Below are 14,793 nucleotides of genomic sequence, written 5' to 3' on the forward strand. Positions count from 1 at the left end.
GGGCGTGGGCCGTGCCGGCCGAGCCCGGCGAGGCCGCCGAGCGGTTCGCCACCGCCACCCGCACCGAGCGGCTCACGCTGCTGACCGCCGTGCGACGCGCCGACCCCGACCGTGGCCGCGAGCTCGTGGCGTCCACCTGGCGCAGCGAGTCCGCGGCCAACCGCGCCGGGCTGCTCGACGCGCTCGCCACCGGACTGTCCGATGCGGACGAACCCTTCCTGGAGTCCACACTGGACGATCGGGCGGTCACCGTCCGGGCCGCCGCCGCGGCGCTGCTCGACCGGCTGCCGGGCTCCCGCCGCGCACAACGGATGGCCGAGCGCGTGCGCGCGCTGACCACGCCGGACGGAACCGTCGAGCTGCCGCCGAAGCCGGACGCCGCCGCCCGCCGCGACGGCATCGCCAACCGCCGCGAGCCCGGCCACGGCCCGCGGGCGTCGTGGCTGATCCAGATCGTCGGCGCGGCCCCGCTGCCGGAGCGGCCGGACCTGACGGGCGCCGCGCCGGAGCTGGTCACCGGCGCGACGATGGCCGCGCTGCGCCAGCGGAACCGGACCTGGCTGCGGGCGCTGGCCGAGGCCAACCCGACCCCGGAGGTGCTCGCCGCGTTAGATCCCGACACCGCGACCGGGATCGTGGCCCGCCAGGACCTCGTGGACGCCCGGTTCTCCGGCCTGCTCGCCGCGTGCCCGGGCCCGTGGTCCGCCGACTTCTCGATCCTCGTCACCCAACTGCTGCAGACCGCGACGAGCGAGGGCGTGCTGACGCTGGCATTCGCCAGTCTGGTCGAGCACCTCGATTCCGCGGCGCTGCCCGGCGTCGAGGACTGGCTCACCCGTACGCCGTCCGACAAGCGCGCCCGCCGCCGCACGCTACGCGGCCTCGCCAACGCCCTGACCATCCGCCGGACCATCCAGCAGGAGTTCACATGAACCCGCGCGAACCGCGTGGTAGCCAGCCGCACCTAAGGGGAACGGGACGCAACCCAGCCACAAGTACGCCACGAACAGAACGACGCCAGCGCGAGGTGACCACAGGGGTTAATCCCGGGGAGGCGGAAGTGCTGCGACAGCACGCCGAGCAGCAGCACGCCGACGAGCTCGCGGCCCTCGCCAAGGCCGACGACCGGCCACGACCGCCCAACTGGCGCCTCTCCCCCTGGGCCGTCGCCACGTACGTGCTGGGCGGCGAGACCGAGGACGGCACCGTGATCACGCCGAAGTACCTCGGCTCCCGGCGACTCGTCGAGATCGCCATCGCCACGCTTGCCACCGACCGCGCGCTGCTGCTGCTCGGCGTCCCGGGCACCGCCAAGACATGGCTGTCCGAGCACCTGGCCGCGGCCGTCTCCGGGGACTCGACCCAGCTCGTCCAGGGCACGTCCGGCACCGCCGAGGAGGCCATCCGCTACGGCTGGAACTACGCGCGGCTGCTCGCCGACGGCCCCTCGCGGAAGGCGCTCGTGGCGAGCCCGGTGCTGCGGGCCATGGAGACCGGTGGCATCGCCCGCATTGAGGAGCTGACCCGCATCCCGTCGGACGTGCAGGACGCGCTGATCACCGTGCTCAGCGAGAAGTCGCTGCCGATTCCCGAGCTGGACGACGAGGTGCAGGCGCTCACCGGGTTCAACGTGATCGCCACGGCCAACAACCGGGACCGCGGCGTGAACGACCTGTCCGCCGCGCTCAAGCGCCGGTTCAACGTCGTGGTGCTGCCGCTGCCCGACGACGTCGAGTCCGAGGTGGAGATCGTCCGGCTGCGGGTCGGCCAGCTCGGCGAGGCGCTGCGGCTGCCGGCGGAGCTGGAGGCGGGCAGCCAGGGCGTTGCCGAGATCCGCCGGGTGGTCACGGTGTTCCGCGAGCTGCGCGACGGCGTCACGGCCGACGGCCGCACGAAGATCAAGTCGCCGTCGGGGACGCTGTCCACGGCGGAGGCGATCTCGGTGATGACGAACGGGATCGCGCTGGCCGCACACTTCGGCGACGGCGTGGTGCGCGCCGAGGACGTGGCCGCCGGGCTGCACGGCGCGGTCGTGAAGGACCCGGTGGCCGACCGTTTGGTGTGGCAGGAGTACCTGGAAGCCGTTGTGCGGGAACGAAAGCCGTGGAACGACCTGTATCGGGCGTGCCGGGAACTGGTGTGAGCGAGACGAGCGAACCATGTCCGCGAGCACGCACATTCTCGGCATCCGGCATCACGGGCCGGGCTCGGCCCGTGCGGTCCGCGCCGCGCTCGACGAGCTGGACCCCGCGCTGGTGCTGATCGAGGGCCCGCCGGAGCTCGACAAGGTCGCCCCGCTGGTCGCCGCCGAGGGCATGCGGCCGCCGGTCGCCGGGCTCTGCTACGCGGTCGACGACCCGGCCAGGGCGGCGTTCTACCCGATGGCCGTGTTCTCGCCGGAGTGGGTGGCGCTGCGCTGGGCGGTCGAGCACGGCCGGTCCGCGCGATTCCTCGACCTGCCGGCGGCGAACGCCTTGGTGCTGAAGGAAGATCGCGACGCGAACCGGTTCGACCCGATTGCCGCGCTCGCCGAGGCCGCCGGCTACGTCGACCCCGAGCGCTGGTGGGAGGACGCCATCGAGCTGCGCTACCACGGGCTCGACGTGTTCGACGCGGTACTCGACGCCATGCGGACCCTGCGCGAGGGTCAGGACGGTGACATCGAGACCGACGTGGAGACGCAGCGGCGGGAGGCCGCGATGCGCCGGGTCATGCGCTCGGCCCGGCGCGGCGAGCCCGGCACGATCGCGGTGGTGTGCGGCGCCTGGCACGCCCCGGTACTGGTGCCCGACGAGTTCCCGACGGCCACGTCCGACACCGCGCTGCTGAAGGGCCTGCGCGGCACCAAGGTCGCGGCAACCTGGGTGCCGTGGACCTCCACCCGCCTCGCCCGGGCCAGCGGGTACGGCGCCGGCATCGACTCGCCGGGCTGGTACCACCACCTGTTCACCGCACCGGACGAGGTCGTGACCCGGTGGCTGGTGCGGGTCGCCCGGCTGCTGCGCGGCGAGCAGCACGACGTGTCCTCGGCCGCGGTGATCGAGGCGGTCCGGCTCGCGCACGCGCTCGCGGGGTTGCGCGAGCGGCCCCTGCCCGGGCTCGCCGAGGTGATGGAGTCCGCGCAGGCGGTGCTCGGCGGCGGCTCGCCGGTGCCGATGCGGCTGGTGTCCCGCAAGCTGCTGGTCGGCGACATCCTCGGCCGGGTCCCCGACGACACCCCGATGGTGCCGCTGGCCCGCGACCTCGCGGCGACCCGCAAGTCCTTGCGGATGCGGCAAAGCGCGGCCGAGCAGACGCTCGACCTCGACCTGCGGACCGAGTCGCACCTGGGCCGGTCCAAGCTGCTGCACCGGTTGCTGCTGCTGGACGTGCCGTGGGGCCGGCCGGCCGAGGTGGGCCGTACGCGCGGCACGTTCCGGGAGGCGTGGACGCTGGAGTGGCGCCCGGAGCTGGAGGTCGCGCTGATCGAGGCCTCCGGGTACGGCACGACGATCGAGCAGGCGGCGACCGCGGTGGTCACCCAGCGCGCGGCGGACGCGGACGTCGGCGTGCTGGCCGAGCTGGTGGAGACGACGCTCGTCGCCGACCTGCCGGCCGCGCTCGCCACCGTGCTGTCCGCTTTGGACGAACGAGCGGCACGCCAGCACGACACCACCCGGCTGATGGCCGCGATCGAGCCGATGGCCCGCGTCCGCCGCTACGGCAACGTGCGGCGGGCGGACACCGAGCTGGTGCAGCGGGTGCTGGCCGGACTGGTCACCCGGGTTGCCGTCGGGCTGCCGGCCGCGTGCGCCGCGCTGGACGACGACGCGGCGGCGACCGTGCGCGAGCTGGTGGACGGGGTGCAGCGCGGCATCGCCCTGCTCGACCAGGCGCAGCTGCGGCGCGAGTGGCAGCGGGCGCTCGGGGTGGTGGCCGAGCAGCCCGGGGTCCACGGGCTGGTCGCCGGCCGCGCCACCCGGCTGCTGCTCGACGCCGGCCTCGTCGACGTGACCGAGGCCGGCCGCCGGCTGTCGCTGCGGCTCTCCCCGGCGGCCGACGCGGTCCAGGCCGCCGGGTGGCTCGACGGGTTCCTGTCCGGGGAGGCGGCGCTGCTGGTCCACGAGCCGGAGCTGCTCGCGGTGGTCGACCGCTGGGCGACCGGCGTCGACGGCGAGGTGTTCGACCGCCTGCTTCCCTTGCTGCGCCGGACGTTCGCCGACTTCGCCCCGGCCGAACGCCGCGCCATCGGCACCCACGTGGCCCGCCTGCATCGGGGCGTGACCGGCACGGCCACCACCGGCGAGGACGGCCTGGACCACGACCGCGCGGCCCGCGTGCTACCGAAGTTGCTGGAGATCCTGGGATGAAACAAGACCCGAGCGCTCGCCAACCGCACCCAAGGGGAACGGGACGCAACCCAACCACAAGTATGTACCGAACCGAACACACAAACCCAGAGGTGACCACAAGTTTCAATTCCGGGGAGGCGGGCTAGTGGCGGAACAGCTGCGGCGGTGGCGGTTGATCCTCGGCGGCGACGACGCCGACGGCACCGGCGAGGAGCTGTCCGGCGCCGACCTCAAGCGCGACAAGACCCTCGACGCCCTGTACGGCGAGGAGCGCAAACGCGGCGGGCTCGGCGGCTCCTCGCCACGGGTGGCGCGCTGGCTCGGCGACATCCGTGGCTACTTCCCCGCCTCGGTGGTGCAGGTGATGCAGCGTGACGCGATGGACCGGCTCGGCCTGCGCCGGCTCCTGCTCGAGCCCGAGCTGCTGGAGTCCGTCCAGCCCGACGTCCACCTGGTCGGCACGCTGCTCAGCCTGAACCAGGCGATCCCCGAGCGGTCCCGGGAGACCGCGCGGGCCGTGGTGCGGCAGGTGGTCGACGAGCTGGAGCGCCGGCTCGCCCAGCCCACCCGGAACGCGGTCAGCGGCGCGCTGCACCGGGCCGCGCGCACCAGCCGGCCGCGTGCCGCGGACATCGACTGGCACCGCACGATCCTCGCCAACCTCAAGCACTACCAGCCCGCGCACCGCACGGTGATCCCCGAGCGCCTGGTCGGCTACGGCCGCCGGCTGCCGCAGGTGAGCCGGGAGATCGTGCTGTGCCTGGACCAGAGCGGCTCGATGGCGTCGTCGGTCGTCTACGCGGGTGTGTTCGGCGCGGTGCTCGCCTCGGTCCGGTCGCTGCGCACGCGGATCATCGCGTTCGACACGGCGGTCGTCGACCTCACCGACCACGTGACCGACCCGGTGGAGCTGCTGTTCGGCGTGCAGCTCGGCGGCGGCACCGACATCAACTCCGCGCTCGCGTACTGCCAGACGAGGATCGACAACCCGCGGGACACGATCTTCGTGCTGATCAGCGACCTGTACGAGGGCGGCGACAACGACGAGATGCTGCGCCGCGCGCAGGCCATGGTGGCGAGCGACATGCAGGTGGTGTGCCTGCTCGCGCTGTCCGACGACGGCGCGCCCTCCTACGACCACGACAATGCCGCGGCGCTCGCCGCGCTCGGCATCCCGACCTTCGCGTGTACGCCCGACCAGTTCCCCGAGCTGATCGCCGCCGCCATCCAGCGCGACGACCTCACCACGTGGGCGGGCAACAACGGCATCCAGCTCGCGGCCTCGGAAGGTTTGTGACTGGTCCCTGCGTCGACTCAGGTCGTCCGGCAATGCTGCACGCACCGCGTGCCTGCCAACCGCACCTAAGGGGAACGGGACGCAACCCAGCCACAAGTACGCACCGGGCCGGACGGCATCAGCCCAAGGCGCGACCACAAGGGTTAATTCCGGAGGGGCGGACCGGTCACAGCTCGACGAGGCTCCCGAGGCCGGCGCGCTGCGCGGCCTGCTGGATGCGGGTGGCCAGCCGCACGTTCGGCGTGCGGGCGCCCAGCAGCTCGACGAGCACCACGTCGCCGACGTGCTCGCGGGCGTGGTGGCGGCCGGAGAGCAGCTGGCCGAGGTCGGCGACGATCCGCGGCCCGGGGTGCCCCAGGTCGCCGAAGCCGTTCGCGGTCGCCGCGCGGTGCGCCGACACGAAGTAGCGCTCCTCGTTGGCGGCCAGCAGCGACAGGTCGTCGACGTACAGCTCGTCCACCTGGTCGACCAGCTCGTCGGGCAGGTCCCTCCCGGTCGTGTTGACGATGACGGTCCCGCGGGCCAGCTCGCCGGCCCGCAGCCCGTACATGTCCTGCGGCGGCGACCCGTCGTCGGCGGTCACCACGAGGTTGGCACCGAACACGGTCTCGGCGACCGTGGACACCAGCGACAGGCGGATACCGCTCAGCTCGAGCTGCTCGGTCAACCGGACGGGCACCGTCGACGGCGTCGGTGCGGCCAGGCGTACCGCGACGTGGCTGATGTCCGGCACGTGCCGGGCGATCACGGCCAGCTGCGGATGCGTGGCGCGGGACGCGCCGAGCATCGCGACGGTGACGCCGCCACGCACGAGCAGCTCGCGGGCCGCGAGCGCGGCCAGCGCCGCGGCATGGAACATCCGCAGGCTCGCCACCGGCAGCAGACATCGGACGCCCGTGCCGGGGTGGTCGAGCACCATCAGCTCGGAGCCGTTGGTCAGGGCGCGGGCGTCGGTCCACTCGGACAACCGGCCCGCCGGTGGGGTCTCGTTGCCGACCGTTCGATCGATGAGCTCCTCGGCCAGCACGCCGACCGGGTCGATCGCCTCGAGCGCGGTCCATACCTCGCCCTCGTTCAGACGAAGGACCTTCTCGGACATCGGAACCGTCTCCCACTCGCGCGCGCGGAACAGCGTGGCGCCACTCTCGTCCGGCGCGCTTCGCGTCTTCTATCGACCTGCTATCACCCACCAATAGCGATTCTTAATCGCGGCGAACGTCAACTAATTGCGACCGGTTCTTGACTGGCTCTCGAGCAGAACACCTGCGAGACCAGGAAAAAGTCACCGCCGGAGGCCCCAAATGTCGATCATCCGCAAGGTTGCCCTGTCCGCCGCGAGCGTGGTTGTCGGAATCACCGGAATGATGCTGACCGTGAGCCCGTCGATTTCCGTCGCCGACTGCGGTTGGGAAACCCCGGTCCCCTGCGCCGCCGCGGACACCGCCGGCCGGCACTGACCGGCCCACTCGACTATCCGCGCTGTTCACCTGCCGCGCCGCAGGAGAGCAGCGCGGATCGCGTCGTCTGGAGCCGGACCCGCAGCCGGGCGGCCTCCATCGAGTCGACCTCGCTCAGCAGGCCGATGGCATCGTCGACATGCGAGCGCGCGAGGTCGAGGTCACCCCGGCCGTGGAAGACATCCGACAGCAGGATCAGCGACTTGGCGTGCCACACGGTCGAGCCGAACTCCTCGAACAGCCGGCGGGCGTCGTCGACGTACTCGGCACCGGCCTCCGCGAGCCCGGTCGCCAGCGCGATCTCCCCGAGCGCGTAAAGTGCCTGCCCCTCGATCAGCCGCTCGCCGACCCGCCGGGCCAGGGAAAGCGCATGCTGCAAGGTCGTCTCGGCGTTGTCCAGCCGGCCGGTCCGCTGCCGGACCACACCGAGCCGGTACAGCGCGTACGCCTCGCCGATGCGGTCGCCGATGTTCCGCACGATCAGCAGCACCCGGTTCAGCGCCTGGTGCGCCTGCTCCACCTGGTTCGTGTCGAGGTAGAACTCCGCGAACCGGTTGAGCACCTGGGCCTCCCCCCGCATGTAGTTGACCCGCTTGCAGCACACGAGCGCCTGGTCCAGCAGCTCGCGCGCGCGGTCCACGTCGCCCTCGTCGATCCACACCTTCGCGAGGCTCTGCAGCACGTGTGCCTCGCCGACCTGGTCGCCGACCGCGCGCATTCCCTCCAGCGCACTGTTGTACTTCTCGACCACGGCGCCCGCGCGGTTGCGCAGCCGGTCCACGGTCGCGGCGTTGCGCAGCACGAGCGCGCTGCCGTGCACGTCGCCCTCCGCGCGGAAGTTCTCCAGCGCGGACTCGAAGCATCCCTCCGCCTCGTCGAGCCGTTTCTGGTGCAGGCGCATCGTGCCCAGGGAGTACTGCATGACGGCCAGCCCGCGCCGGTTGCCCTTGCGTTCGGCGAGGTCCAGCGCGCACTCGGTGGTGTCGCGCCAGTCGTCGAAGTAGCCCTTCACCTCGAACAGCGTCACCGAGGTGTGCGCGAGGTCCCAGGCCATCTCGTCGAGCTCGGCCTCGGCCGCGAGGTGTACGGCGGAAACCAGCGAGCGGCGCTCGGACTCGAGCCACTCCATCGGGTTGTCGATGGTCACGTCCTCGCCGGTCGGGTGCCAGCGCGGAGCGACCCCGTGCACGAGCGTGAAGTCGCCGCCGTACTCCCTGCGGTGCGCCTCTTCCGCGCGCGCCAGCCACGCGCCGAGCAACCGCCTGATGGCCGCCGAACGCTCCTCGCCGGACTCGTCGGCGTCCAGCCGCTCGCTGGCGTATACCCGGATGAGGTCGTGAAAACGGAAACGCAGCCGCTCGCCCGGGTATCGCACTGTGTCCAGCAGCTGCGCCTCGACCAGGTTCTCCACGACCTCCGCGGCGTCGTAGGGATCGATGTCCAGCAGCGCCGCGGCCGTCCACTCGGGAAAGTCCGGCGTCGTGATCAGCGCGAACAGGCGGAACAGCCGCTTCGCCTGGGCCGGCAGGGCGCGGTAGGTCAGCCCGATGCTCGACCGTAGCTCCAGCCCGCGGTAGGACAGCTCGTCGAGCCGCCGCGCGGTGTTGCGTAATCGCGCCACGAGGATGTCGAGCCGCCAGTGCGGCCGGGATGCCAGCCGTGCGCCGGCGATCCGCATCGCGAGCGGCAGGCCGCCGCAGAACTTCACGAGCTCGACGGCCGCCTGGTTCTCGGCCGCCACACGACCCTCGCCGACGATCTTGCCGAGCATCTCCAGCGAGAGGTCGACGTCGAAGACGTCCACGTCGACGAATCGGGCGCCGGGCAGCCCGCTGAGCCGGGCCCGGCTCGTCACGAGCACCGCGCAGCCCGGACCGGCGGGCAGCAGCGGGAGCACGTGGTCCTCGCTGGTCGCCCCGTCCAGCACGACGAGCACCCGCTTGCCGGCGAGCCGGCTGCGGTACATCTCGCCGCGTTCCTCGAGGTCCTCCGGGATCGCCGCGCCGTCGACGCCGAGCGCGCGCAGGAAGCGGGCGAGCACGGCGCCCGCGCGGTCCACGCCGTTGGGTGCCTCCAGCACGCCGTAGAGGTGGCCGTCCGGGTAGACATCGCGCAGCTCGTGGGCGGCGCGGACGGCGAGTGTCGACTTGCCGACGCCGCCCTTGCCGGAGATCGCGACGATGCGGGTGCCGTACCGGACGGTCTCCGGGTCGTCGTCGGACAGCGCGCGCTTGATCTCGACGAGCTGCCCGCGGCGGCCGGTGAAGTCGCCGATGCTGGCCGGTAGCCGGCGCGGCACGACGGCGAGCTGCTCGTCGGTCTTGGTGGGCCTGGTGTGCACGGGTCCCGGACTCATCGTCGTGAGGTCGAGTGCCGGGTCCCGGTTGAGGATCGCGCGCTCCAGTTGTTGCAGCCGCTGACCGGGGTCGATGCCGAGCTCCTCCACGAGCGTCACGCGGACCCGCCGGCACACGTCCAGCGCCTCGGCCTGCCGGCCGGACCGGTACAGGGCGAGCATGAGCTGCTCGTGCAGCGGCTCGCGCAGCGGGTGCTCCTCGACCAGCGCGCTCAGCTCGCCGACGACCTCCTCGTGCCGGCCGAGCTCGAGGTCGAGCCGGATGCGTTCCATGACCGCCGCGAGCCGCGCGTCCTCCAGCAACGCCGCGCCCCGGCGGACGAGGTCGCTGCGCACACCGGCGAGCGCGGGGCCGTGCCAGAGGGCGAGCGCGCTGCGCAGCGTCGCGACGGCCTCGGACTTGCGGCCCGCGTCGACGTGCGCACGAGCCGTCTCGACGAGGCCGGCGAACTGCGCTGTGTCGAGCTCGTCGGCGGGAATCTCAAGCAGGTAACCCGGCGGCCGCGTGCGGATGCCGGCGGCGACGGATGAGTCGCTGAGCACCTTACGCAGTCCGGAGATGCAGATCTGGATCTGGGCACGGGCAGTGGTCGGCGGGGAGGTGCTCCAGACGGCGTCGATGAGCTGCTCGACGGTCGTCACGCGGTTGGCGTTCAGCGCGAGCATGGCCAGCACGACACGCTGGCGGGATCCCCCCAGATCCAGCTCCACTCCCTCGACCGAGAACTCCAGTGGTCCCAACAGGCGCAAACCCAACGTCATCCCCCCAAATAGGTTCGCCTACCAACTGGTCATGACGAGCCAGCCAGCCAACCCCCCGCGTGGTCAGGCTGGTTCGAGTATGGACGAAACAGTCTCTCACACCTCGGTAATGATTCCCGACAGAATAGCGCGATCGGCGTATGAGGATCCGCGTCGTTGAACATTCACACGATGACGGTCCGGACCGGACGATGACGCCCGCGCACACTTCTCGGCCAGCCTCGGTAGGGCCGCAAACCAGAAGATGCGTCCGCATCCGCTTACGCCGGATCATGGAACGGCATGGATCGATCTTGGATCCGTGCCGTAGACGACCTTCTCCATTACCGCGTGAAAGACCGTTATCCGTCATCCCCGCGCGAACGGATAGGACGCTGTCGCAATGGACGAAACGAGCTGGAAAGCCGTCATGGACCGGTCACTACTGATGACGGCGAACCGATGACGAGGAGTGGCGTGAGCATGACGTCCGCGGGTGTGCGCGAGAGTCGCTGGACCGGCCCCGGGGGCCTGCTGAACACGCGCCACCACCAGGCGGCGCTGCTGGTGTTCCTCGCGGTGGTCGTCCTGCACTGGGCCGAGCACATCGCCCAGGCCGTGCAGATCTACGTGCTGGGCTGGCCGCGCCCGCAGGCCGGCGGCTTCCTCGGGCTGGTCTTCCCGTGGCTGGTGACGTCGGAGTGGCTGCACTACGGGTTCGCGATCGTCATGATGGTGGCCTTCGTGATGCTGCGGCACGGGTTCCGCGGCCGGTCGCGGACCTGGTGGAACGCGGCCATGTGGATCCAGGTGTGGCACCACTTCGAGCACTTCCTGCTGCTGGTGCAGGCGATCACCGGGGCGTACCTGCTGGGCCTGGCGCAGCCGGCGAGCATCGCCCAGCTGGTGTTCCCGCGGGTCGAGCTGCACCTGTTCTACAACGCGGTCGTGTTCGGCCCCATGGTCGTGGCCATGGTTCTGCACCTGCGGCCGCACCCGCACGAGCGCGAGCTGATGCGCTGCTCGTGCGCGCCCGCGCCGGCCTAGTCCGGTGACCGGCGTGCTGCTCGCCCAAGGGCACGACCACGTGCTCTCCGTCGGGGTCAGCATCGGCCCGATGGTGCTGCGCGTCGCGTTGCTCGCCGCTGTTCCCGTGGTGGCGGGCTTCGCGCTGCTGCGGGGTTTCCTCACCGAGCCGGGACGGCCGACCGCGGTCGCGGTGACCGCCACCGCGGGCGGCGCCGCGGTCGTCGAGCTGCTGCTCTCGGGTGGCCTGAACCTTCCGGCGAGCCTGGTGCCACTGCTGCTCGTGGGGCTCGCCGTGCCGCTGTACCTGCTGCTGTCGACCGACGAGCGGTTCGCGCCCGCGGTCGGGCGGGCGCGCCGGCTCGCGCCGTGGGTGTTCGGCGCGGCGGCGCTCCTGGCGCTGACGGAGTTCGCCCGGTCCTGGCTCGGGCAGGCCACGCCGGCGGTCACGGCCACCGGCCTGCACACGGGCGTGGTGCTGGCGCTGGTGGCGCTCGCGTGGTTCGCGGTGGCGCGCCCGCCGGGCCGGCTCGCCACCGCGGGTGTCCGGGTCGCCGCGGCGCTGCTCGGCGTGATGCTCCTCGCGGGCGCCGCGCACGCGGTCATGCTGCGCCCACCCGAGCCCACGCCGGCCGTCCCCGTCACCGCCGAGCCGCCGGCGGCCGGCCAGGCCTGACGGGCCTGGAAGGACGCCTTACGGACGCTCGACGTCCGTAAGGCGTCCTTCCTGGCCCACGGCCGATAGCGGATCGATAGAGCCCGGGTAGCGCCGGGGATCAGATTGGCGGTCGTGAACACCGCATGCGATCGGTGACCGGAGGCCCACAGCCACGTTCGACCAGGGACGGGAAGTGACCGCCATGCCCAGGATGGCGCCCAGGATCCATCGTCACGAGCCGGTGTGCCCGACCCTGCGGCACGACGGCGAACTCGATCCGCCGCGGGTCGCGCCCGGCCGGATGATCTGCTTCGACTGCCGCGACCAGGTCGAGGAGGACCTGGTCGAGCTGCCGGGGCTGTACGAGCTGTGCGCCTACATGCTCGACCTGCGGCGCCACCACATGCGCGAGCGGGTCAGCGGCCACCGGCCGCACGGCATCGCGCTGAACGACACCGTCGTCGCAATTCGCTCGGACATCCTCGGTGTGCTCGCCTCCTGGTGTGCGCTGGTGTCCAACGAGCGCGGCGTGCCCGGGCCCGACGAGCTCAGCATCCGCCGGCTCACCACGTTCCTCGCGGTCCACCTCAACTGGCTCACCGAGCAGCCGTCCGCCCCCGACCTGGTCGACGAGCTCGCGGAGCTGTCCCGGTCGGCGACCGAGGCGTTACGACCCAGCGCCGGCCACTCGCTGGAGCTCGGCCGATGCGCCCGCCCGGACTGTGACCGGATCGTGCGAGCCGAGGGCCACGCCGAGGGTGAGCCGCCCTACCAGGTCAGCTGCGAGGCCGGGCACGTGTGGACGCCCGACCAGTGGCTGCTGCTGTGGGGCGGGCCCCGCAAGACCACCACCGAGGGAGCGGAATGACGAGCGGGCTGACCAGCGGAACGCGCCCGGCCCGGCCCGCACGCGCGGTGCCGACGCAGCTCGCGGCGCTGGCGGCGGGCGTGCCCGAGGCGACCATCCGGAAATGGGCGAGCCGGGGCAGGCTCACCCGTTACGGACGCCCCGGACGCGCCGAGTACGACCTCGACGAACTATATGAGCTACTGGTCGAACGGGGGACCGGATAGCCGCCCGATAGCGAATCACAATGGGGGGAAGGTAATGTCTGGCGCAATTCCTGAGGGCGGCCGGAACGAACGGTTCCGGCCATTCCATCGTTATTCTTTTCCAGCCCTCGCGCCCACTTCTCACGCATTCTCCAGAATTTCTGGAAGAACTCCTCGCGTTCCGGTTGACAGCCGCGTGGGCAATCTGTCACGCTTTCTTTGGACGAAGTGTGCCCACCTTATGCCCACCCACCGGATGACCGGTGCGGTGGGCATTGTCGTGCGATGACGCAGATCCGAGCAAATGCATTGAGAATCGAGAAGTGACATGCGAACAGAGATCAGGGTACTCGGCCCCTTGGAGGTGTCCGTCGACGGCGTCTCGATAGTTCCCACCGCGAGCAAGCCCAGCCAGTTGCTGGCGATGCTCGCACTCAACGCCGGCCACGTCGTCACGGTGTCCTCGTTGACCGAGGAGATCTGGGACTGCCAACCTCCGCGCAGTGGCGTACCGACCCTGCACACCTACATCCTGAAGTTACGCAGAAAGCTCGACAACGCACTCGCCGGCCACGGCGAGGTGACCTCGAAGGACATTCTGATCACCCGTCGCGGTGGCTACCTGCTCAACGTGGAGCCCGGCGACGTGGACGCGGTCCGCTACGAGCAGCTGTCGGCGGCGGGCCGAGCGGCGGTGAACGAGGGCGACCACGAGACCGCGTCGCGCACGCTCGGTGCCGCGCTGCGGCTGTGGCGCGGTCCGGCGCTCGCCGACGTGCCGACCGGCCCGCTGCTGGCGATCGAGGCCATGCGGCTGGAGGAGAACCGGCTGGGCGACCTGCACCTGCGCATCGAGGCCGACCTCAAGCTCGGCCGGCACCACCAGCTGCTCGGGGAGCTCGCCACGTTGTGCGCGCGCCACCCGCTGCTCGAGAACTTCTGCGCGCAGCAGATGGTGGCGCTGTACCGGTCCGGGCGGCAGAGCCAGGCGCTCGAGGCCTACCGGCGGTTGCGGACCGACATGATGGAACAGCTCGCGGTGGAGCCCTCGCCCCGGGTCCGCGGCCTGCAGCGTGCCATCCTCACCGGTCACGCGGTGATGGACGACCTCAACTTCGCGGTCAACGGCTGACGGGTCAGGCGGCACGAGCCGCCGTGCCCTGCTCGAACAGCCAGAGCCGAGCACTATTCGAAACAGGCCCCGCAGCGTGCCCGGGAGCTGCTGATTCGGAGTGTTTTGAATAGTGCCCGCCGGCCCACCGCGCCGCGTCGAGGCCGGCCCACCGGACGCTCCTGAGTGGACGGGCCCACTCGGCGACGGCCTCGTCCGCGCCGTGCCGCGACCGCACCGGCGTGACGTGCCGGACGTGGCGCACCGTGGATCGCGACGCGGTGCGGATCAGCCTGCCGGCCATCGGTCTCCCTGGGCTCGCCGAATGTTCGACCTCACGGTAGCCGTGCGGCGCCGCGATTCGTTCTCGCAAAATGCGCAGCTTGATCGGCCGTGGCGGTCAGCCGTGCCGACCAGCCCGGGTGCGCCCGACGTAGCGGATCACCTCGACCGGATCGAGGATGACCATGCCCTCGGTGATCAGCTCGTCCAGGACCGGGACGAAGGACCGGATCTTCTCCTCCTCGTCGACGATGACGATGACGATCGGGAGATCCTCGGACAGCGAGAGGATCCGCGTGGTGTGGATGTGGTTCGACGCGCCGTAGCCCTCCAGGCCCCGCAGCACGGTCGCGCCCGCGAGCCCCGCCGCGTGGGCCCGGTGCACGATCTCCGAGTACAGCGGTTTGTGGTGCCATCGGTCGAACTCGCCGACGAAGACGGTCAGGCGCAGCGCGGGGTTCATGGGCCGGGGCGTCATGGA

13 protein-coding genes are annotated in these 14,793 nt (G+C 71.6%); 9 read left to right on the top strand and 4 right to left on the bottom strand.

The genetic code is table 11. From position 1 onward, the window contains the following. The 4 genes from ACRDTB_RS22255 to ACRDTB_RS22270 all read left to right on the top strand — a co-directional run. Positions 1-932, top strand: a 932-nt coding sequence (locus ACRDTB_RS22255; protein ID WP_431433166.1) for a DUF5691 domain-containing protein, incomplete at its 5' end; no start/stop codon positions are given. Between the two features lie 128 nt (positions 933-1,060). Next, entirely contained in the window at positions 1,061-2,143 is a 1,083-nt protein-coding gene (locus ACRDTB_RS22260; protein WP_431433168.1) for an ATP-binding protein, read from the top strand. 16 nt (positions 2,144-2,159) lie between these two features. Beyond that, positions 2,160-4,349: a DUF5682 family protein gene (locus tag ACRDTB_RS22265; protein ID WP_431433170.1), complete on the top strand. Its 2,190-nt coding sequence runs from the start codon at positions 2,160-2,162 to the stop codon at positions 4,347-4,349. 127 nt (positions 4,350-4,476) lie between these two features. Continuing rightward, entirely contained in the window at positions 4,477-5,628 is a 1,152-nt protein-coding gene (locus ACRDTB_RS22270) for a VWA domain-containing protein (protein WP_431433172.1), read from the top strand. 166 nt (positions 5,629-5,794) lie between these two features. On the opposite strand, the gene ACRDTB_RS22275 is transcribed toward ACRDTB_RS22270, so the two are convergent. Next, entirely contained in the window at positions 5,795-6,727 is a 933-nt protein-coding gene (locus tag ACRDTB_RS22275) for a hypothetical protein (RefSeq protein ID WP_431433174.1), read from the bottom strand. A 202-nt stretch (positions 6,728-6,929) separates the two neighbouring features. On the opposite strand from ACRDTB_RS22275, the gene ACRDTB_RS22280 reads away from it, so the two are divergent. Next, a complete protein-coding gene (locus ACRDTB_RS22280) occupies positions 6,930-7,085 on the top strand; it encodes a hypothetical protein (protein WP_431433176.1) in 156 nt (51 codons plus the stop codon). Between the two features lie 13 nt (positions 7,086-7,098). Here the strand turns inward: ACRDTB_RS22280 and ACRDTB_RS22285 are convergent, their stop codons facing one another. Next, positions 7,099-10,203: an AfsR/SARP family transcriptional regulator gene (locus ACRDTB_RS22285; protein WP_431433178.1), complete on the bottom strand. Its 3,105-nt coding sequence runs from the start codon at positions 10,201-10,203 to the stop codon at positions 7,099-7,101. 462 nt (positions 10,204-10,665) lie between these two features. On the opposite strand from ACRDTB_RS22285, the gene ACRDTB_RS22290 reads away from it, so the two are divergent. From ACRDTB_RS22290 to ACRDTB_RS22305, 4 genes are all read left to right on the top strand, one after another. After that, positions 10,666-11,229 carry a hypothetical protein gene (locus tag ACRDTB_RS22290; RefSeq protein WP_431433180.1) on the top strand — a complete coding sequence of 188 codons (564 nt, stop codon included), beginning with the start codon at positions 10,666-10,668 and terminating at the stop codon, positions 11,227-11,229. A 4-nt stretch (positions 11,230-11,233) separates the two neighbouring features. Beyond that, a complete protein-coding gene (locus tag ACRDTB_RS22295) occupies positions 11,234-11,884 on the top strand; it encodes a DUF6239 family natural product biosynthesis protein (protein WP_431433182.1) in 651 nt (216 codons plus the stop codon). Positions 11,885-12,077: 193 nt separating this feature from the next. Then, complete coding sequence (locus tag ACRDTB_RS22300; RefSeq protein ID WP_431433184.1) at positions 12,078-12,734, top strand: hypothetical protein; 657 nt, start codon at positions 12,078-12,080, stop codon at positions 12,732-12,734. Between the two features lie 513 nt (positions 12,735-13,247). After that, positions 13,248-14,051: an AfsR/SARP family transcriptional regulator gene (locus ACRDTB_RS22305; protein ID WP_431433186.1), complete on the top strand. Its 804-nt coding sequence runs from the start codon at positions 13,248-13,250 to the stop codon at positions 14,049-14,051. 4 nt (positions 14,052-14,055) lie between these two features. Here the strand turns inward: ACRDTB_RS22305 and ACRDTB_RS22310 are convergent, their stop codons facing one another. After that, positions 14,056-14,334: a hypothetical protein gene (locus ACRDTB_RS22310; protein WP_431433188.1), complete on the bottom strand. Its 279-nt coding sequence runs from the start codon at positions 14,332-14,334 to the stop codon at positions 14,056-14,058. Between the two features lie 96 nt (positions 14,335-14,430). Beyond that, positions 14,431-14,790 (bottom strand): DUF190 domain-containing protein, encoded by a 360-nt coding sequence (locus tag ACRDTB_RS22315; RefSeq protein WP_431433190.1) that lies wholly within the window; start codon positions 14,788-14,790, stop codon positions 14,431-14,433. Positions 14,791-14,793 lie beyond the last annotated feature (3 nt).

The sequence above is a fragment of the Actinophytocola sp. genome (genome assembly GCF_050699935.1).
Classification (GTDB): Bacteria; Actinomycetota; Actinomycetes; order Mycobacteriales; family Pseudonocardiaceae; genus Actinophytocola.